We start from the raw sequence: 19,929 nt of genomic DNA, 5'->3' as shown, positions 1-19,929 counted from the left end.
CAGGGGTAGCGTTAACTTATGCGGAAGTTCCTGGATTCAGTGGATGCCAAAGCCCTGCGCTTTGCCGTCGGGTTCCCGGTGGTCGTGGCCACTGCTTTCGTCATCTCCGCGTCATTTCTGCGGCGCGGGCTCCCCGAGCCGGTCGCTGTGCGCTGGACCGACGACGGCGGCGCAGCCTTCGCCCCTTTTGGCGCGTACGTCGGGGCAGGTGCCGGAATGATCCTGCTGTTCGGCTGGCTGGTCCTGTACCAGGCCGTGCCCCTGGGCCGGCCGGTGCTGATGCGGCGGATCATGATGGGTGCCGGCCTTTTCCTGACCCTGTTCATCACCACAGCCCTCGGTGCAGGCCTTGTGGGCCAGGCCGGCCTGGCCGACGCCCGCGAATCGCACGTTGACCTCACCGTCCTGGCCCTCGGTAGCGGCGCTGCCCTGGCCCTCGGCGTGACCATGGGATTCGTGTACAAGGCGGACCAGCAATGGTCCCCGGACGACGACAGGGCGCTCCAGGCGGCCATAGCGAACGAACTGGATCCGGACCTGACCCGGGACAGCATACGCCTGTGGGTCCACGCCAGGAGTTCGGTCTTCATCATGATCGCCATTGCCTCGCTGTTCCCCGCGGCGCTGATCGCTATTGCCGTGCCGTGGCTTGGCGTGCTGCTGGTTGCGGCGGCCTTCTTTGGCGCGGCGTTCCTGTGTGCCCGCGTGAAGGCCGACCGTGCAGGGCTGAAGGTCCTGCTCGCCGGTGTGGTGCCGGTAATGGACATTCCGGCCGGATCCATCTCCAAGGCCAGCGCAGCGGAGGTCAGGGCGGCCGACTACGGCGGGTGGGGCTACCGGAACCACGGCGGAACCGCCGCCATGCTGGTCAGCAGCGGACCCGCGGTCGTCGTCAGCAAGACGGACGGGCGCCGCCTCGCGGTCAGCGGCGGCAGCCAGGATTCAGCCGCGAGGCTCGCCGAAGTCCTCACCCGGGTGGCTGACAGGGCGCACCGGGACGGTGGGCCGGCGCAACAGCCAGGGCAGGCGGACTCCTAGTATCCTTGTCCGTGTTGTCTACCTCCCCGGCGCCTCCCTGACTGGCCGCCAGCGCCGCCAACCGAACGGATTCTGCTCGTGACCTCTTCCCCTGCATTCCCGCGGGTCCACATCGCCACCGACCACGCCGGAATGGAACTCAGCGCCCACCTGGTGTCCCACCTGACAGCCAAGGGGTACGAAGTGGTGGACCACGGGCCAAAGGTTTACGACGCGCAGGACGACTACCCGTCCTTCTGCATCAACGCCGCGCTCGCAGTGGTGGCGGACCAGCAGGCGGGCGTCCATGCCCTCGGCATCGTGCTGGGCGGATCGGGCAACGGCGAGCAGATCGCAGCCAACAAGGTCAAGGGCGTCCGCGCCGCGCTTGTTTGGAACCACTCCACCGCCACCTTGGCGCGGGAGCACAATGACGCGAACGTCGTGGCGGTGGGTGGCCGCCAGCACACGGTGGATGAGGCCACGGAGCTCATCGAAGCCTTCCTGGCCGAGCCTTTCAGCAACGACGAACGGCACGTCCGCAGGATCGGCAAGATCGCTGCCTATGAGGCCACCGGCGAGGTCATCGAGTAGTGCCGGAAGGGCATTCAGTCCGGCGCCTCGCCCGGCAGTTCGGTGACGTCTTCGCCGGTGAAACCCTCAGCGTGTCCAGTCCGCAGGGCAGGTTCAGCGGGGGAGCGGCGCTGCTGGACGGCCATACCCTGGTCAGCGCCGAGGCGCATGGCAAGCACCTGTTCCTGCACTTTGACAACGCGCTGGTGCTGCATGTCCATTTGGGCCTGTACGGTGCCTGGAGCTTCGGCGGCGACAGCACCTTCACCGGTTCCTCCAGCATTGGGGCGCCCCGCCGGGTGGGGGAGCAGGAAGCGTTCGCGGAGGACGACGCCGGGGCCTCCTACGCCGGGCCGCCCGCCCCTGTGGGCGCGGTCCGAGTCCGGCTGGTCAGCAGCCATGGCTGGGCTGACCTGCGCGGCGCCACGACGTGCGAAACCATCACCGCCGCCGAGGCCGACTCGGTGCTTGCCCGGCTGGGCCCGGACCCCTTGCGCAACCGCCGTGGCGACGCCGGGCGCTTCGCGGCAAACCTGCAGAGCCGCAAGACCCCTGTTGCGGCGCTGCTGATGGACCAGAAAATGATCGCCGGCATCGGGAATGTGTACCGCGCGGAGGTCCTCTTCCGCCTCCGCCTGCACCCCTGGCTGCCGGGCTCCGCCGTCACGGACGCCGCCGCCCGGAAACTGTGGCGCGATGTTGTTGCCCTCATGAATGACGGTGTGGCCGACGGCCGGATCATCACCACCCCGCCGCGGTACTGGAAGGTCCACGGGACCACCGCCGCGAAAGCGGCTGCCGCCGGCCTCGCAGTGCCGCCCAGGAGCGCAAGCTTCCCGGCGCAGGAGGACGCGCACTTCGTCTACAAACGGCAGGGCCTGCCCTGCCGGGTATGCCGCACCGTGGTGCTGATTGAGGAGCTGGCGGGGCGCAACCTGTACTGGTGCCCGAACTGCCAGAAGGAGTAGACGAAAAAAGCCCCTCCGGGGAGGGGCTTTTTTGTTCCGGAGAGGGGACGACGGGAATCGAACCCGCGTAATCAGTTTGGAAGACTGAGGCTTTACCATTAAGCTACGTCCCCGGAGGAAGAACCTCCTGCAACTCTAGCAGGCGGGAACTTCGGGCTGGCTGTTCAAGCCGGATATAACTAAACCTAATCCATGGGCTACGTGTCAAATGTGCAAACACGGCGCGTATCACCGTAGACTTGCCTGTGCACTAACGGGGTGTAGCTCAGCTTGGCTAGAGCGCCTGCTTTGGGAGCAGGAAGTCGCAGGTTCAAATCCTGTCACCCCGACTCTGCCGCCCGGACCGCACGGCCTGGACAAAAACATTGCGTTTGCAGAAACCCATCCCACAAACCCAGGAGTACTTAGACCGTGAAGAGCGCTGTCGAGAACCTCACCCCCACGCGGGTCAAGCTCAATGTTGAGGTTCCCTTTGAGGAACTGAAGCCCAGCATCGACTCGGCTTACAAGACTGTTGCTTCGCAGATCCAGGTCCCTGGCTTCCGTAAGGGCAAGGTTCCCGCCAAGCTCATCGACCAGCGCGTCGGCCGCGGCTACGTCCTCGAGACCGCCATCAACGAGGGCCTTAACGGGTGGTACCAGGCTGCCGTGCAGGAATCCGGCATCCGTCCGCTGAGCCGCCCCGAGGTTGAAATCACCGAGGTTCCGGACCCCTCCGCCACCGAAGGCGGCCTCAAGTTCGCTGCTGAGGTTGACGTCCGCCCCGAGATCGAGCTGCCCGACTACGCCGGAATCAAGGTTGAAGTTGCCGCCGCCCAGTCCTCCGACGAGGACGTGGACAAGGCCCTGGACGAACTGCGCGGCCGCTTCGGCACGCTCAAGTCCGTTGACCGTCCCGCCGCTGACGGTGACTTCCTCACCATCGATATCACCGCCACCATCGACGGCGAAGAGGTGGACTCCGCGTCCGGCCTGTCCTACCAGGTAGGCTCCGGCACCATGCTGGAAGGCCTTGACGAAGCCGTCACCGGCCTCAGCGCCGACGAAGACGCCATCTTCAACACCACCCTGGTGGGCGGCGACCACGCCGGCCAGGAATCGCAGGTCAAGGTCGTGGTGAAGGCCGTCAAGGAACGCGAACTCCCCGAAGCGAACGACGACTTCGCCCAGCTCGCCTCCGAGTTCGACACCCTGGCCGAGCTGCGTGAAGACCTGGCCAAGCAGGCCGCCAGCTCCAAGATCGTGGAGCAGGGCGTGGAAGCCCGCGACAAGGTGCTGGACAAGCTTGTTGAACTCGTCGAGGTCCCGGTTCCCGAGTCCGTCGTCGAAGAGCAGCTGGAAGCCCACTTCAAGGAGGGCAACGGCCACGGTGACGGTGAGCACGACACCGAGGAGCACCGCGAAGAGGTCCGGGCCAACACCGCCCGCGCGTTCCAGAACGAGATCATCCTCGACGCCATTGCCGAAAAGGAAGAAGTCAACGTCAGCCAGAACGAGCTGATCGACTACATCGTCACCACCGCCAGCCAGTACGGCATGGACCCCAACCAGTTCGCCCAGATTATCGATCAGAGCGGCCAGGTCCCGATGATGGTTTCCGAGGTGCGCCGCCGCAAGGCACTCGCCGTCGTCCTCGGCCAGGCTGAGGTGACCGACTCCGAGGGCAACGCCGTGGACCTCACCGACTTCGTCCGTCCTGCAGGCGAGGAAGCAGCAGCTAACGAAGCAGCTGGCGCAGAGGCCGTCGAGGCCGACGCCGCAGAGACCGTTGACGAGGCAGACAAGGCCGAGGCAAAGGCCTAGCCGCACGAGCAATGCAACGGCCCCCGGATCGCCAGATCCGGGGGCCGTTCGCGTTTCGCCCGGCGGCTGAGGACGCCCGTTTGCCGATCGTGCGCCGTCAGCGAACAGCCGTCGGGGCGCGAGCAAAATGTCGGTGAAACCGGTTAGTGTCCAAGTAGTGATTTTCAGTGATGTCACTGTCACCAGCGAGAGGTAAGTAACCATGTCACAGCACCCAGAGGCCCCCCGGATGGCGACCGTCGATCCTGCAGCCCAGGACAACTACATTTACAACCGCCTGCTGAAGGAGCGGATCATCTGGCTCGGTTCGGAGGTGCGTGACGACAACGCCAACGCCATCTGCTCGCAGCTGCTCCTGCTGTCCGCCGAGAACCCGGACAAGGACATCTACCTCTACATCAACTCCCCGGGCGGATCCGTAACGGCCGGCATGGCCATCTACGACACCATGCAGTTCATTCCGAACGACGTCGTGACAGTCGCCACCGGTCTCGCTGCCTCCATGGGCCAGTTCCTGCTGTCTTCCGGCACCAAGGGCAAGCGTTACGCCACCCCGAACGCCCGCGTGCTGATGCACCAGCCCTCCGGCGGCATCGGCGGCACCGCATCGGACATCAAGATCCAGGCTGAGCTGATCCTGCACATGAAGAAGGTCATGGCGGAGCTGACCGCCGAACAGACCGGCCAGACCGTTGAGACCATCCTCAAGGACAACGACCGCGACAAGTGGTTCACCGCCACTGAGGCCCTCGAATACGGCTTCTTCGACAAGATCGCCGCTCACGCAGGCTCCGTGGCCGGCGGCGGCGGAACATCCAACGGCACCGGTCCGTCAGCTTCCGCAAACTAATCCGGCATCAAGAACACTCAGATCAGGAGCAACAACATGAACTACAACTTCGGGTGGTCCGCCGGTAATCTTCCGTCCAGCCGCTACGTCCTGCCGCAGTTCGAGGAGCGTACCCCGTACGGCTTCAAGCGCCAGGATCCCTACACCAAGCTGTTCGAGGACCGCATCATCTTCCTCGGCGTGCAGGTGGATGACGCATCCGCCGATGACATCATGGCCCAGCTGCTGGTCCTCGAGTCCACCGACCCGGACCGCGACATCACCATCTACATCAACTCGCCGGGCGGATCCTTCACTGCCATGACGGCCATTTACGACACCATGCAGTACATTCGGCCCGAAATCCAGACAGTCTGCCTTGGCCAGGCCGCCAGCGCCGCAGCCGTCCTCCTGGCGGCCGGAACGCCGGGCAAGCGCCTGGCGCTTCCCAACGCACGGGTCCTGATCCACCAGCCGGCCCTGTCCGGCGGCCAGGGCGGGCAGGCCTCCGACCTTGAAATCCAGGCGGCGGAAGTCATGCGCATGCGGTCCTGGCTCGAAGACACCCTGGCCCGCCACTCGGGCCGGACCTCCGAGCAGGTCAACAACGATATCGAGCGCGACAAGATCCTGACCGCTGACGAGGCCCAGGCGTACGGGCTGATCGACCAGGTCCTCGACTCGCGCAAGATCAAACCTCAGGCAATCACGAGGTAGCAGTACGTAAAGTGCCGGTGCGGGCCAGTTCATTTGGCCCCACCGGCCTTTTCCTTCCACCCTTGGGACCCAATGTGACCTAGAGTGGAAGTTGTCACAAACCGGTCCTCGCAGGCTGGTGAATATTCCAGCAACGGTGCAAGGCTGCCTGGCAGCAAGATACTAAGGGGTTCACATATGGCTCGGATTGGCGAGAGCACGGATCTGCTGAAGTGTTCTTTCTGCGGAAAGAGCCAGAAGCAGGTACGGAAGCTCATTGCCGGGCCGGGAGTCTACATCTGTGATGAGTGCATAGAACTGTGCAACGAAATCATCGAGGAAGAACTCGCGGAAGTTGCCGACCTGGGCAGCTTCGAACTGCCCAAGCCCCGTGAGATTTTCGACTTCCTGCAGGAATACGTCATCGGCCAGGAACCCGCCAAACGATCCCTCGCCGTCGCGGTCTACAACCACTACAAGCGCATCCAGGCGGGACACGCTCCCAAGTCCGGCAGCCTGGGCGACGGCGGACACCACGACGACGTCGAGATCGCCAAGTCGAACATCCTCCTGATCGGGCCTACCGGCTGCGGCAAGACCTATCTTGCCCAGACCCTCGCACGCCGCCTGAACGTGCCGTTCGCTGTTGCCGACGCCACTGCGCTGACCGAGGCCGGCTACGTGGGCGAGGACGTGGAAAACATCCTCCTCAAACTCATCCAGGCCGCGGACTACGACGTCAAGAAGGCCGAACAGGGGATCATCTACATCGACGAGATCGACAAGATCTCACGCAAGAGCGAAAACCCCTCGATTACCCGGGACGTCTCGGGTGAGGGCGTCCAGCAGGCACTCCTGAAGATCCTCGAGGGCACCGTTGCGTCCGTCCCGCCGCAGGGCGGCCGGAAGCATCCGCACCAGGAATTCATCCAGATCGATACCACCAACGTGCTGTTCATCGTGGCCGGCGCCTTCGCCGGGCTGGAAGAGATCATCGGGTCGCGCTCCGGGCGGAAGGGGATCGGCTTTGGTGCCCCCCTCAACGAGGCCAGCAAGAAGGTTGACTCCTACGGCGAGGTGATGCCGGAGGACCTGCTCAAGTTCGGACTGATCCCCGAATTCATCGGCCGGCTGCCCGTTATCACCACGGTCTCCAACCTGGACCGCGAGGCTCTGATCCAGATCCTGTCCACGCCCAAGAACGCGCTGGTCAAGCAGTACCAGAAGATGTTCCAGATCGACGGCGTGGAACTGGTCTTCGACGACGCCGCCCTCGACGCCATCGCGGACCAGGCCCTGGAACGCGGCACCGGCGCCCGCGGACTGCGGGCAATTTTGGAGGAAGTCCTGCTTCCGGTCATGTTCGATCTTCCCAGCCGCGAGGACGTGGCCAGCGTGGTGATCACCGAGGACGTGGTCCTCAGGGGCGCCGAGCCCACCATGATCCCGCACGCCGCCAAGCGCCGGAAGTCCGCGTAACACACTTCCGCCCACTCCCCATAACCCCCTGACAGTCGTGGCTGCCCCCTGCGCAGCTGCCCGTACCCGAAGGAACAGCTATGAGTGAAACCACCAGGAACAGGGCCGACTTCTGGTTCGATCCGTTGTGCCCCTTCGCCTGGATCACCTCGCGGTGGATCGGCGAGGTGGAAGGCGTCCGGGACATCGAGACCGTCTGGCATGTCATGAGCCTTGCCGTCCTCAACGAGGGCCGCGACCTGGAACCGGCCTACCGGGAGTCCATGGACAACGCCTGGGGCATGGTGCGCGTCATCACCGCCGCGGAGCAGGAGCACGGACCGGAGACGGTCAAGGCGCTCTATGACGCCATGGGCACGCTGATCCATGACGGCGGCGAAAAGGACCGCAACCTGGTGATCGCCAAGGCTCTTGCGGAGTGCGGCCTTCCTGCCTCCCTGGCCGGAGCCGCCACCACGGACGCCTATGACGAACAGCTCCGCGCCAGCCACGAGGCAGGCATCTCCCTGGTAGGCCAGGACGTGGGCACCCCGGTAGTGGCCTTCAACGGTACGGCGTTCTTTGGCCCCGTGCTGACCCGGATCCCGCGCGGCGAGGAGGCAGGAAAACTCTGGGACGCCACCACCGCACTGGCAGCCTACCCTCACTTCTTCGAGCTCAAGCGCAGCCGGACCGAGCGCCCCGAATTCGACTAGCGCCTCCTGGTCCCGGGGTACCAAAGGCCCCTGGAGAACTACCCGTTTGTAGTTCTCCAGGGGCCCTTGCGCATGCCCCTGGCGGGTACAAAAATAGTGTCTACCCACTTCGAAAGAAGCGGGACGCAGGAACCGAAGATTCAGTGATATGTATCCGACGCAGCCTTTGGCAAAGCCGGAAACAAGCTACCAGTGACGACGTAGGAAGACCTGAAAGTCCAAGGATCCTGCCAGACCATCAAGAACGTCACCAGATGGCCGAAAAAGTCGAAGCCCCACCAACGGCAAAACGCTGATGGGGCTTCCCCTTTGCCCTGAAACAGGCCCGCGGGTCCTAGGCCTTTGCAGGCTCGTCCGTCACCGCCAGGTCCACGTCGCTGACCGTCAGTTCGCCGTTGCCGGCCACCAGGGCAATGTCCCGCGCGTTGGACGCGGCCCGCAGGTCGGACAGTCCGGCCCGGAGCTGCCCGATGAGCGCCTCCGGAGCCGTGATGGTCGCGGACAGCACCTCCGTGCGCTGCTTCACCTTGGCCTCGGACTTTGCCTTGCGGACCCCGCTGAGCGCAACGCCCACAGTGCCCAGCATGGTGCTGTCGCCGCCGGGTACCTCCAGCGCGGCCGGCCATTCCGCCCTGTGCACGGACCCGTTGCGCCACCAGCTCCAGACTTCCTCGGTGGCGAAGGGCAGGAACGGCGCGAAGAGCCGCAGCAGGGTGTCCAGCGTGGTGGCCAGTGCCGCCAGGACCGAGGCCTGCTCGGCATCCCCGGCCCCGCCGTAGGCCCGGTCCTTGATGAGCTCCACGTAGTCGTCCGTGAACTGCCAGAAGAAGCTTTCGGTGAGCTGCAGCGCACGCGCGTAGTCGTAGTTGTCGAAGGCCCTGGTGGCTTCCCGCACCACGTCCGCCAGCTGTGCCAGCAGGGCACGGTCCAGGGGATTGGTGAGGGCCGACAGGTCTGCGCGCAGCACCGAGTCTTCCGTGGCGCCCAGGTTAAGGACGAACTTTGAAGCGTTGAGCAGCTTGATGGCCAGGCGCCGGCCGATCTTCATCTGGGCGATCTCGTAGGCGGTGTCCGCACCGAGCCTGGCGGACGCGGCCCAGTAGCGCACGGCGTCCGAACCGTACTCTTCCAGGACGTCGGTGGGGACCACCACGTTGCCCTTGGACTTGGACATCTTCTTGCGGTCCGGGTCCAGGATCCAGCCGGAGATAGCCGCATGCTTCCACGGCGCGTTCTTCTGCAGGGCGTCAGCGCGCACCACGGACGAGAACAGCCAGGTCCGGATGATGTCATGGCCCTGCGGACGGAGGTCGAACGGGTAGACCTTGGCGAACAGGTCCTCATCGCGGCTCCAGCCGCCCACGATCTGCGGCGTCAGCGAAGAGGTCGCCCAGGTGTCGAAGATGTCCGCGTCACCGGTGAAACCACCCGGCACATCGCGCTGCGACTCCCCGTATCCCGGCGCGGCGTCGGCCATGGGATCAACGGGCAGTTGCTCGTCCGAGGGAACAATGGGGGCGTCGTAGTTCGGGTTTCCGTCCGCGTCCAGGGGGTACCAGACGGGAATGGGCACGCCGAAGAACCGCTGCCGTGAGACCAGCCAGTCCCCGTTCAGCCCCGAAATCCAGTTCTCATAGCGGGAACGCATGAAGGACGGGTGGAAGTCGATCTCGTGGCCGCGCGAAATCAGCCGTTCCCGGCGGTCCTCGTCGCGTCCGCCGTTGCGGATGTACCACTGGCGTGAGGTGACCACTTCAAGCGGCTTGTCGCCCTTTTCGTAGAAGTTCACCGGGTGCATGATCTTCTTCGGCTCGCCGTCCAGCAGGTCCGCGCCGGCCAGGAGCTCCACGACGCCTTCCTTGGCGCTGAAGACGGTCTTGCCGGCGATCTTCGCGAAGGCCTCCCGGCCCGCTTCGGTGGTGATCCATTCCGGAGTGTCGCTGACAATCCGGCCGTCACGGCCGACGATGGCGCGGGTGGGCAACTGAAGTTCCCGCCACCAGGTGACGTCCGTGAGGTCGCCGAAGGTGCAGACCATCGCAATGCCGGAACCCTTGTCCGCCTTGGCCAGCGGGTGGGCCTTGACCTCAACCTCGACGCCGAAAACCGGGGACGTGACCTTCTTGCCGAACAGCGGCTGGTACCGTTCGTCGTCGGGGTTCGCCACCAGCGCGGCGCAGGCCGCCAGGAGTTCGGGCCGGGTGGTCTCGATGTAGATCTTCTCCCCGTCCCCCGTGAAGAAGGGGTACCGGTAGTAGGCGCCAGGCACCTCGCGGTCTTCCAGTTCAGCCTGGGCCACGGCAGTCCGGAACGTAACATCCCACAGCGTGGGGGCCTCCGCCATGTAGGCGTCGTCGGCTGCCAGGTTGGCCAGGAACGCGCGCTGGGACGCGGCACGGGAGTTGTCATCGATGGTGCGGTAGGTCAGCTGCCAGTCGACGGACAGGCCGAGCGTCTGGAAGAGGTTCTCGAAAACCTTCTCGTCCTCGACCGCGAGCTCTTCACACAGTTCGATGAAGTTCCGGCGCGAGACCACGTCAAAGTCCCGCTGGTTCTTTGCAGGCTGTGCCGGCGGCCGGTAGCCGGGGTTGTAAGGGATGGCGGGATCGCAGCGGACACCGTAGAAGTTCTGGACCCTGCGCTCGGTGGGCAGGCCGTTGTCATCCCAACCCATGGGGTAGAAGACGTTCTTGCCCGTCATGCGCTGGTAGCGGGCCAGGACATCGGTCTGGGTATAGGAGAACATGTGCCCCACATGCAGGGAACCCGATGCGGTGGGCGGGGGAGTGTCGATCGAGTAGACCTGCTCCCGCGTGGTGTCGGGGTTGAACTTGTACGTGCCTTCGGCCAGCCAGCGCTGCGTGAGGGCGGCTTCGAGCCCTTCCAGGGCCGGCTTGTCCGGGACGTTAATGGGGGCGGTGGTGGGCGTGTCTGTACCCTGCGTGTCTTCAGCCATTGGGCAATTCTTTCATGTTCCGCTGCCTCCCGCGGAACGCGCGGGGGAGCAGCAGTCAGGCGCACCCGGCTAGGGTGGTGCCATGACTGAGGACGTGCATAACAAGGCAGCTTTGGTGACGGGCGCGAGCAGCGGCATCGGGGAGGCGACCGTGCGTGCCCTGCGTTCTGAAGGGTGGACGGTGTACGCCGTGGCGCGCCGGGCCGACAGGCTGGAGGCCCTGGCGGCCGGGACGGGCGCCGTTGCCCTCCCGGGGGATGTCGCGGAGGACGACGACGTGTCCCGGCTCTTGGCGCACGTCACCGAAGCCGGGGGCGTGGACACCCTCATCAACATTGCCGGCGGCGCCAGGGGCGCCGACCCGGTCAGCGCGGCCAGCACGGAGGACTGGGAATGGATGTACCGCGTTAATGTGCTGGGCACCATGAAAGTCACCCGCGCTTTCCTGCCGATGCTGCGCGCCACCGGGAAGGGCACGGTGCTCAACCTGACCTCGACGGCGGCCATCGCGGCGTATGAGGGCGGCGGGGGCTACAACGCCGCGAAGTTTGCCCAGCATGCCATGACGGGCGCGCTCCGGCTTGAGGAAGCCGAAAACAACATCCGCGTTATCGAGGTGGCGCCGGGGCTGGTCCATACCGAGGAATTCGCGTTGAACCGGCTTGGGAACCGGGAGGCGGCGGACAAGGTCTACCAGGGCGTGGAAAAGCCGCTGACCGCCGCGGACGTCGCCGACGTGGTCCGTTATGCAGTCAGCGCACCCCACCACGTCAACCTGGACCAGATAGTCATCCGGCCGGTGGCGCAGGCAGCCAACCATAAACTGATCAGGAATAGCTGACTGCTAGCGCACGTGGATTTCAAGGGCAGCCGCCACGGCCGCGTGGTCGGTGCCCGGAAGCCGGTGGACCGAGTAGCTTGAGCCCCTGATGTCCTGGCTGGTCACCAGGTGGTCCAACGTGACGCCGGGGAGGTAATAGCCGCGCATCGGCCACGTGAAGACCAGCCGGCTCCCCGCCGCCGCAGCCACATCCACCAGCGGCCGGCCCCCGTACCCTCCGGCCAGCAGCGTCCGGAACTCCCGGTGGTCCAGCGTTGCGTTGAAGTCGCCCGCCAGCAGCAGCGGCCCGGAACCCGGATCGGCCCGGCCGAGCGCCGCAAAATCGCTGCGCCACTGGCCCAGGCCGTCGCCCACCGGCGCGAGGGTGTGCACGGCCACCACCTGCAGGTCCGGGCCGTTCCCGGCCGCACCCAAAGCCACACGGACAACAGGCATGGTGAAGCGGGTGCCGGGCACCACTCCCGCGTCTACCAGTGGAAAAGAGGAATAGACGGCCGCGCCGGCAGCCCTGCCGCGCGGGTGCGCTACCTGATACGGAAGGATGGCCTGCAATCCGGCGTCAGCCAGCCTGTCTGCCAGTTCCTGTGTGTACTCCTCAACCGTGAGCAGCTCCACGCGCTGTTCCCGGACCAGGTCAACGATGCCTTCAGCATCAGCCTGGCCCAGCTCGGCGTTGATCGCCATCGCCTTCACCTGGACGGAGGGTGGGCCGGCGTGGGCCGCTGCGTAGCCCGCTGGCGGCGGCGGGAACAGCCACAGCACCTGGACGGCCAACAACACCGCGGTCACCAGTTGCAGCGGCCTGCTGCGGGAGGCCAGCGCAAGGCCGAAAGCCGCGGCCGCAGGCACCGTAAACCAGGGAACAAAGGCGAGCAGCTGCACTGCCAGGACAGGCCAGTCGACGGGCACGGCGCGCACCACAGCGATCCCGGCCACGGGAGCAGCGGCCAGGCCCGCCAGCCGGCGGAACACCGGCTTCGGCCTTTCGGCAGTCATGCCTCCGATTCTAGGACCCGGGCGGGCGGAACCGGAGCGGGCTGAATGGAAACCTTCGGCCGATCGATAGTAGACTCGAAACCGGCTAAGACCCGGCAATCACCGGTGAGCTTCCGGAAGAACACGCGGAAAACCTGCACCTGGCTTTCCGCGCCAGTAGAACCGGACGGGTAAGCCCGTCACAGCAGTAATGAGCGGCCGTCGCGGCCGGTTTCCGAAACGGGGCAGCGGCGGTAAGTGAGGTGGTACCGCGGTAAGCGTGCAGTCCGGCGGACAGTACGGGAGCCGTCCTCGCATCCTGTATCGAACAGCCGGCAACCGCCGGCGGTTCGCCACGCCAACCCAGGATGTCGAGAGAATGACGTATTACCCCAAGGCCTCAGCCTCCAGCAACGGCACCAACTCCAGCGGTGTGTCCGCCTCCGTGAAGTTCCCGGAGATCGAAGAGCGCATCCTGAAGTACTGGGACCAGGACGGCACGTTCCAGGCCAGCATCGACCAGCGCAGCGCCGACACCCCCGGCGGCGAACCCGGCAGCAACGAGTTCGTGTTCTACGACGGCCCGCCCTTCGCCAACGGGCTCCCGCACTACGGCCACCTGCTCACCGGGTATGCCAAGGACCTGGTGGGCCGCTACCAGACCCAGCGCGGCAAGCGCGTCGAACGCCGCTTCGGCTGGGACACGCACGGCCTGCCCGCCGAGCTGGAGGCCATGAAGCAGCTGGGGATGACGGACAAAACCCAGATCGAGGCCATGGGCATCGACAAGTTCAATGACGCCTGCCGGGCATCGGTGATGAAGTACGCCGACGAATGGCGCAGCTACGTAACCCGCCAGGCCCGTTGGGTGGACTTCGACAACGACTACAAGACGCTCAACGTGGAGTACATGGAGTCGGTCCTCTGGGCCTTCAAGCAGCTGCACGAAAAAGGCCTGACCTACAATGGCTACCGCGTCCTGCCCTACTGCTGGAAGGACGAGACGCCCCTGTCCAACCATGAGCTCCGCATGGATGACGACGTCTACAAGAACCGCCAGGACCAGACCGTCACCGTCACGTTCCCCATCACGGCAGGGGATTCGGAGCTGTCCCGGCAGCTCGACGGCGTCCAGGCGCTCGCCTGGACCACCACGCCCTGGACTTTGCCGACCAACGCCGCGCTCGCCGTCGGGCCTTCCATCACCTACGCCGTCCTTCCGGCCGGACCCAACGGCATCAAGGCAGCCTCCGCCGACGCCCCCGTCACCGGAAGCTTCCTGCTGGCGGCCGACCTTGTGGGTGCGTACGCCAAGGACCTCGGCTACGACAGCTTCGAGGACGCCCAGGCCGCCGTGGTTTCCACGCACACCGGCGCGGAACTGGAAGGCCTGGCCTACCGGCCGCTGTGGCAGGACTTCGCCGACAACGAAAAGTACGGCATGGAAAACGCCTGGCGGATCCTGGCTGCCGAGTACGTCACCACCACGGACGGCACCGGCATCGTGCACCAGGCGCCCGCCTACGGCGAGGACGACCAGAAGGTCTGCGAAGAGGCCGGGATTCCCGTAATTTTGTCCGTTGACGAGGGCGCAAAATTCCTGCCCCTGTTCAAGCACGGCGACCTCCACGACATCGTGGGGCTGCAGGTCTTCGAGGCCAACAAGCCCATCACCCAGGTGCTGCGTGCCCAGGGCCGCCTGGTCAAGCAGGCCAGCTACGAGCACAGCTACCCGCACTGCTGGCGGTGCCGCAACCCGCTGATCTACCGTGCGGTCTCCTCCTGGTACGTGGAGGTCACCAAGTTCAAGGACCGGATGTCCGAGCTGAACCAGGAGATCAACTGGATCCCCGGCAACGTCAAGGACGGCCAGTTCGGCAAGTGGCTGGAAAACGCCCGCGACTGGTCCATCAGCCGCAACCGCTACTGGGGCAGCCCCATCCCGGTCTGGCAGTCCAGCGACCCCGAGTACCCGCGCACCGATGTGTACGGCTCGCTCGCCGAGATCGAAGCCGACTTTGGCCGCCTGCCGTTGAACAAGGACGGGCAGGTGGACCTGCACCGCCCGTTCATCGACGAGCTCACCCGGCCCAACCCGGACGATCCCCGCACCCCCGAAGAGGGCCAGTCCGTCATGCGCCGCGTGGAGGACGTCCTGGACGTCTGGTTCGACTCCGGTTCCATGCCGTACGGCCAGGTGCACTACCCGTTCCAGAACGAGGCGTGGTTCGACACGCACAATCCGGCCGACTTCATCGTGGAGTACATCGGCCAGACCCGCGGCTGGTTCTACATGCTGCACATCCTGTCCACGGCGCTGTTCGACCGGCCCGCCTTCCGCAACGTCATCAGCCACGGCATCGTGCTGGGCTCGGACGGGCAGAAGATGTCCAAGAGCCTGCGCAACTACCCGGACGTGTCAGAGGTCCTGGACCGCGACGGCTCCGACGCCATGCGCTGGTTCCTGATGTCCAGCCCCATCCTGCGCGGCGGGAACCTGATCGTCACCGAACAGGGCATCCGCGACGGCGTCCGGCAGGTCATCCTGCCGCTGTGGAACGTCTACAGCTTCTTCACGCTCTATACCAATGCCGCCAAGGGCGGCCAGGGCTACGACGCGCAGCTGCGCTACGACGGGTACAAGGACACCCTGGACCAGTACCTCCTGGCCAACACGGGCGACCTTGTCCGGACGATGACCGGGCGCCTGGACGGATACGACATCTCCGGTGCCTGCGATGCGCTGCGCAGCTACCTGGACATGCTCACCAACTGGTACGTCCGCCGCAGCCGCCAGCGGTTCTTCGACGAGGACCAGGACGCCTTCGACGCGCTGTTCACCGCGCTGGAGACGGTGTCCCGGGCCGCCGCATCGCTGCTTCCGCTCGTGACCGAGGAGATCTGGCGCGGGCTCACGGGCGGCCGCTCCGTGCACCTGGCCGACTGGCCGGACGCGGACCTGTTCCCCGCCAACCCGGACCTCGTCCAGGCTATGGACCGCGTCCAGCAGATCTGCTCCACCGGCTCCTCCCTCCGCAAGGCGGCCAACCTGCGTGTCCGCCTCCCCCTGCAGGAACTTACCGTGGTGGCACCCGGTGCTGACGCGCTGGAAGGTTTCGCCGCCGTCGTCGCGGACGAGCTCAACCTCCGTTCCGTTCGCCTCCTTGACGCCGCCACTGCCGCTCCGGAGGAGTTCGGCATCGAGCAGAAGCTGGTGGTGAACGCCCGCGCCGCCGGCCCCCGCCTGGGCAAGAACGTGCAGGTGGCCATCAAGGGCTCCAAGTCCGGTGACTGGTCCGTGGACGACGCCGGCGTGGTCACCGCCGGGGGCCTGCAGCTGGAACCGCAGGAGTACACCTTGGAAACCGTCGTGGCGGAGTCCGACGGCGGCTCGTCCTCCGTGGCCGTGCTGCCCGGAGGCGGCTTCGTGGTCCTCAACACCGAGGTAACCCCCGAGCTGGAGGCCGAAGGCCTGGCGCGCGACATCGTCCGCGCCATCCAGCAGGCGCGCAAGGACGCCGGGCTCAACGTCAGTGACCGGATCCGGACATCCGTCACAGCCCGGCAGAACGTCGTCGACGCCCTGCTGGCCAACGCGGACCTGGTGAAGGGCGAAACACTGACCCTGGACCTGGCCACCGCACCGGCCGACGTGGACGAGCCGGCTGTGGCCGTTGAAAAAGTGGAGGCCTGAGCGATGACCGACGAATTCTCCGTGGAGAGCGTCTATGCAGAACTGTTGGGGCGGGCGCCCGAAAACAAGATGGAGCCCAGGCTGGCGCCGCTGTTCCGCGCCATGGACGTGCTCGGCGAACCCAACAAGGCGTTCCCGATCATCCACGTGACCGGCACCAACGGCAAGACCTCCACCTCGCGCATGATCGAGTCGGTGCTGCGGGCCCACGGCCTCAGCACCGGCCGCTACACCAGCCCGCACCTGTCGAAGGTCACCGAGCGGATCAGCATCGACGGGCACCCGGTGCCGGACGAAACCTTCGTCCGGATCTGGGACGAGATCCGCCCCTACCTGCAGATTGTGGACGCTGAACTGGAAGCGGAGGGCCAGCCGCGCCTGACCTACTTCGAATGCCTCACCATCCTGGGTTTCGCCATCTTCGCGGACCAGCCGGTCAACGTAGCCATCATCGAGGTGGGCCTGGGCGGCATCACCGACGCCACCAACGTCGGCGACGGGCAGGTGTCCGTCGTCACGCCCATCTCCCTGGACCACACGGACCTGCTCGGTGACACCACCGCGGACATCGCCCACGAGAAGGCCGGCATCATCAAGCCGGGCGGCTACCTCGTCAGCGCCGCCCAGCCGCTGGATGCCGCGCAGGTCCTGCTGGAGAAGGCCAAGGAGGTGGGGGTCCCCTTCCGGTTCGAAGGCGTGGAGTTCGGCGTGGAGTCCCGCACTGTGGCAGTCGGCGGCCAGATGGTCACCATCCAGGGCATCGCCGGCCGCTACCAGGACCTCCTGGTGCCCCTGCACGGTGCCCACCAGGCCCAGAACGCGGCCGTAGCCATTGCCGCGCTGGAGGCGTTTTTCGGCGGCGAAAAGGAGCTCGACTTCGAGGTACTGCAGGAGGGCTTCGCCGCGGTGACATCTCCGGGCCGGCTGGAAGTCGTCCGGACCGCGCCCACCATCATCGTGGACGCTGCCCACAACCCCGGCGGCATCCAAGCATCCGCCGCGGCCCTGCAGGAGGCATTCACCTTTAGCCGGTTGGTCCCCGTGGTGGGCGTACTGAAGGAGAAGGACGCAGAGGAGATCCTGCGCCAGCTCAAGGAATCCCTCGGCGACGTGGCGGAGGAATACTGCTTCACGCAGTCGAACTCGCCGCGCGCCGTTCCCGCCGCCGAACTGGCCGAACTGGCCGTGGACCTCGGGTTCGGCGAGGACAACGTCCACATCGCCGAGAAACTGGACGACGCCCTGGAGTGGGCTGTTGAACGGGCGGAAGCAAACGACGACCTCGCCGGCGGAGTGCTGGTGACCGGCTCAATCACGCTGGTGGCAGAGGCGCGCATCCTGCTCGGAAAGACGGAGGCGTAGGACATGGCCCGACTGACCAAGGCGCAGCGCGAGTGGCGGCCCGGCATGCCGAAGAAACGGCGCTCCACCAAGGTGATCTTCGCCTCCACGGTGCTGCTCCTGGAAGCATTCGTGATGTTCTTCGCGACCCTGACGGTGTTCGGGCTGCGCCGCGGGGAATTTCCCCCGGCAATCATCCTCGGCGTGGGCATTGGCCTGAGCGTCGTCATGGTGGTGGCGTGTGCGTTCCTCACCAGGCCGTGGGGCATCGGCCTGGGCTGGATCCTTCAGGTCGTGCTGCTCCTGACCGGCATCTTCGAACCCGCGATGTTCCTGGTGGGCGCCCTGTTCGCGCTTGCCTGGTGGTACGGCATCCGGTCCGGCATCCGGCTGGACCGCGAGGCTGCCCAGCGCGAGCGTGAGCAGGCTGAGTGGGAGGCCGCGCACCCGGACCAGGCCGCCGGCCCCGAAGCCCAGTCCCAGCCTTAGGGCGTCCGCCCAAGCCCGTCCCCGTAGACTTATTCCGACACCCCACCAACGCATTGGAGCAGTTGTGACTACTGAGCGCACCCTCGTCCTGATCAAGCCCGACGGCGTCGCCCGTAACCTCACCGGCGCCATCCTGGCCCGGATCGAAGCCAAGGGGTACATCCTGGCCGAACTGAAGAAGGTGGAAGCCTCCCGCGAACTGCTGGAGCAGCATTACGAGGAGCACGTGGGCAAGCCCTTCTACGAACCCCTGGTGGACTTCATGCTCAGCGGCCCGGTTGTGGCGGCCGTCGTGGAAGGCCACCGGGTCATCGAAGGCTTCCGATCGCTCGCAGGCACCACGGACCCCACGACGGCGGCCCCGGGCACTATCCGCGGCGACTTCGGCAGGGACTGGGGACTGAAGGTCCAGCAGAACCTGGTCCACGGCTCCGACTCCACGTACTCCGCCGAGCGCGAGATCAAGATCTGGTTCTAGCAGCCGGTAACAGCCCTATATAACAGATAAGGCCAATGTTCTTCGTGAACATTGGCCTTATCTGTTTTTCCGCGGGGGAGGGGCACCTAGAACCCCGATGTGCCTGCAAACACCTGGATGAAGGCGAAAAAGATGCTGGCGACCACTGCAACGTAGAGGAGGGCCACGATGATCCAGCCGGAATCGCCGAGAACGCGGGCGGCACCGGAGGGGACAGGGATGATTCCCGCGCTGATGTTCCGGATGGTCACCCACACGAAGAGGGGGATCATGGCGGCCCACACGATCATGCAGAACGGGCAGAGGATGTGGATGTCGTAGAGGGCCTGGGACCACAGCCAGACCACGAAGATGAAACCGAGCGTAACGCCGGTCTGCAGGCCTACCCAGAACCACCGGGCGAACGTGGCCCCGGCCAGCAGCGCCATACCGACGGTGATGATCACGGCGAACGCCACGATCCCGATGAACATGTTGGGAAAGCCGAACAACGAGCTCTGCCAGGTCTTCATCACGTCGCCGCAGGAGATCCAGGGGTTCACGTCGCACACCGTGGTGTGGTTGGGATCCTGGAGCACCGCCAGTTTCTCCAGGACCAGGGTTCCGGACGCCAGCCAGCCGACGGCGCCGGTGATCACGAGCAGCCACCCGAAGGGGCGGTTGCGGGTTATGGCCGGTACGGTTGCCGGGCTGGCGGACTCGTCGCTGGTCCGGTCCGGGGCATGCGTACCGCTGGAGGAGATGCTGGGCATTGGTGTGGCGTCCTTTTCGTCAGGTGCTCCTTGCCCGATTGTAACGCCGGATGCTGGAAGGCATGCCCAGCTAAAGGACAGCCGCCGCCCGCCTCCGCCGCGAATTAGTCCGGGTATGAGAGAATGAACCTGGCTGGAAGCCGGTCCACATCCGGACTCCGGTCCGGTGGCTTGTTCCCAAGACCGCCAATGCTGAGCAGGGCAGGCTACGGATGCCTCCCGCAGCTCCATTGGGCGGCACCTGGTTGTGGCACGTAGAACAACGGGTTCTTCAGAACATCCCTCCGGCTCCCACGGGCTGCCGCACCCCAACGCCGGTGCGAACCTGGGAGTATCCACTTGA

General features: G+C 65.7%; 16 protein-coding genes and 2 tRNA genes. 14 read left to right on the top strand and 4 right to left on the bottom strand.

Going from position 1 to position 19,929, the window contains the following annotated elements; all coding sequences use genetic code 11:
• Nucleotides 1-18: 18 nt before the first annotated feature.
• The 3 genes from ACLH0K_RS10130 to ACLH0K_RS10120 all read left to right on the top strand — a co-directional run bounded on the left by ACLH0K_RS10130 (nucleotide 19) and on the right by ACLH0K_RS10120 (nucleotide 2,558).
• On the top strand, nucleotides 19-1,038 hold the full coding sequence (locus ACLH0K_RS10130; protein WP_411373493.1) for a hypothetical protein: 1,020 nt from the start codon (nucleotides 19-21) through the stop codon (nucleotides 1,036-1,038).
• 78 nt (nucleotides 1,039-1,116) lie between these two features.
• Entirely contained in the window at nucleotides 1,117-1,611 is a 495-nt protein-coding gene (locus ACLH0K_RS10125; RefSeq protein ID WP_411373492.1) for a ribose-5-phosphate isomerase, read from the top strand.
• Entirely contained in the window at nucleotides 1,611-2,558 is a 948-nt protein-coding gene (locus ACLH0K_RS10120; RefSeq protein ID WP_411373491.1) for an Fpg/Nei family DNA glycosylase, read from the top strand. Before ACLH0K_RS10125 ends, ACLH0K_RS10120 begins: the two co-directional genes overlap by 1 nt.
• A gap of 42 nt (nucleotides 2,559-2,600) precedes the next feature.
• Here the strand turns inward: ACLH0K_RS10120 and ACLH0K_RS10115 are convergent.
• A tRNA-Gly gene (locus ACLH0K_RS10115) sits at nucleotides 2,601-2,671 on the bottom strand.
• Between the two features lie 141 nt (nucleotides 2,672-2,812).
• On the opposite strand from ACLH0K_RS10115, the gene ACLH0K_RS10110 reads away from it, so the two are divergent.
• The 6 genes from ACLH0K_RS10110 to ACLH0K_RS10085 all read left to right on the top strand — a co-directional run bounded on the left by ACLH0K_RS10110 (nucleotide 2,813) and on the right by ACLH0K_RS10085 (nucleotide 8,060).
• Nucleotides 2,813-2,887 (top strand) — tRNA-Pro (locus ACLH0K_RS10110).
• A gap of 82 nt (nucleotides 2,888-2,969) precedes the next feature.
• The gene (gene tig / locus ACLH0K_RS10105) at nucleotides 2,970-4,361 is read left to right on the top strand and encodes a trigger factor (RefSeq protein ID WP_411373490.1); all 1,392 of its coding nucleotides are present in this window, start codon (nucleotides 2,970-2,972) and stop codon (nucleotides 4,359-4,361) included.
• 229 nt (nucleotides 4,362-4,590) lie between these two features.
• Nucleotides 4,591-5,211: an ATP-dependent Clp protease proteolytic subunit gene (locus ACLH0K_RS10100; protein ID WP_411376457.1), complete on the top strand. Its 621-nt coding sequence runs from the start codon at nucleotides 4,591-4,593 to the stop codon at nucleotides 5,209-5,211.
• Between the two features lie 36 nt (nucleotides 5,212-5,247).
• Nucleotides 5,248-5,907 carry an ATP-dependent Clp protease proteolytic subunit gene (locus ACLH0K_RS10095; RefSeq protein ID WP_138135607.1) on the top strand — a complete coding sequence of 220 codons (660 nt, stop codon included), beginning with the start codon at nucleotides 5,248-5,250 and terminating at the stop codon, nucleotides 5,905-5,907.
• Nucleotides 5,908-6,084: 177 nt separating this feature from the next.
• Nucleotides 6,085-7,365 carry an ATP-dependent Clp protease ATP-binding subunit ClpX gene (gene clpX, locus ACLH0K_RS10090; protein ID WP_411373489.1) on the top strand — a complete coding sequence of 427 codons (1,281 nt, stop codon included), beginning with the start codon at nucleotides 6,085-6,087 and terminating at the stop codon, nucleotides 7,363-7,365.
• Nucleotides 7,366-7,445: 80 nt separating this feature from the next.
• Entirely contained in the window at nucleotides 7,446-8,060 is a 615-nt protein-coding gene (locus tag ACLH0K_RS10085; protein WP_411373488.1) for a DsbA family protein, read from the top strand.
• A gap of 334 nt (nucleotides 8,061-8,394) precedes the next feature.
• Here ACLH0K_RS10085 and valS read toward each other — a convergent pair whose 3' ends face one another.
• Nucleotides 8,395-11,016 (bottom strand): valine--tRNA ligase, encoded by a 2,622-nt coding sequence (gene valS, locus ACLH0K_RS10080; protein WP_411373487.1) that lies wholly within the window; start codon nucleotides 11,014-11,016, stop codon nucleotides 8,395-8,397.
• Nucleotides 11,017-11,098: 82 nt separating this feature from the next.
• On the opposite strand from valS, the gene ACLH0K_RS10075 reads away from it, so the two are divergent.
• On the top strand, nucleotides 11,099-11,857 hold the full coding sequence (locus ACLH0K_RS10075) for an SDR family oxidoreductase (protein WP_411373486.1): 759 nt from the start codon (nucleotides 11,099-11,101) through the stop codon (nucleotides 11,855-11,857).
• Between the two features lie 3 nt (nucleotides 11,858-11,860).
• Here the strand turns inward: ACLH0K_RS10075 and ACLH0K_RS10070 are convergent, their stop codons facing one another.
• Nucleotides 11,861-12,853 (bottom strand): endonuclease/exonuclease/phosphatase family protein, encoded by a 993-nt coding sequence (locus ACLH0K_RS10070; RefSeq protein ID WP_411373485.1) that lies wholly within the window; start codon nucleotides 12,851-12,853, stop codon nucleotides 11,861-11,863.
• A gap of 358 nt (nucleotides 12,854-13,211) precedes the next feature.
• On the opposite strand from ACLH0K_RS10070, the gene ileS reads away from it, so the two are divergent.
• From ileS to ndk, 4 genes are all read left to right on the top strand, one after another.
• Complete coding sequence (gene ileS / locus ACLH0K_RS10065; protein ID WP_411373484.1) at nucleotides 13,212-16,526, top strand: isoleucine--tRNA ligase; 3,315 nt, start codon at nucleotides 13,212-13,214, stop codon at nucleotides 16,524-16,526.
• Nucleotides 16,527-16,529: 3 nt separating this feature from the next.
• Entirely contained in the window at nucleotides 16,530-17,888 is a 1,359-nt protein-coding gene (locus tag ACLH0K_RS10060) for a bifunctional folylpolyglutamate synthase/dihydrofolate synthase (protein WP_411373483.1), read from the top strand.
• A 3-nt stretch (nucleotides 17,889-17,891) separates the two neighbouring features.
• A complete protein-coding gene (locus ACLH0K_RS10055; protein WP_411373482.1) occupies nucleotides 17,892-18,356 on the top strand; it encodes a DUF4233 domain-containing protein in 465 nt (154 codons plus the stop codon).
• A 64-nt stretch (nucleotides 18,357-18,420) separates the two neighbouring features.
• The gene (gene ndk / locus ACLH0K_RS10050; RefSeq protein ID WP_411373481.1) at nucleotides 18,421-18,834 is read left to right on the top strand and encodes a nucleoside-diphosphate kinase; all 414 of its coding nucleotides are present in this window, start codon (nucleotides 18,421-18,423) and stop codon (nucleotides 18,832-18,834) included.
• Between the two features lie 86 nt (nucleotides 18,835-18,920).
• Here the strand turns inward: ndk and ACLH0K_RS10045 are convergent, their stop codons facing one another.
• Nucleotides 18,921-19,586 carry a vitamin K epoxide reductase family protein gene (locus tag ACLH0K_RS10045; protein WP_411373480.1) on the bottom strand — a complete coding sequence of 222 codons (666 nt, stop codon included), beginning with the start codon at nucleotides 19,584-19,586 and terminating at the stop codon, nucleotides 18,921-18,923.
• Nucleotides 19,587-19,929: the final 343 nt, after the last annotated feature.

Origin of the sequence: Arthrobacter sp. MPF02 (assembly GCF_046605375.1) — a bacterium.
In the GTDB taxonomy this organism is placed as follows: domain Bacteria; phylum Actinomycetota; class Actinomycetes; order Actinomycetales; family Micrococcaceae; genus Arthrobacter.
The sequence above is the reverse complement of the archived record's forward strand: the minus strand, read 5'-3'. Positions and strand labels throughout refer to the sequence as shown.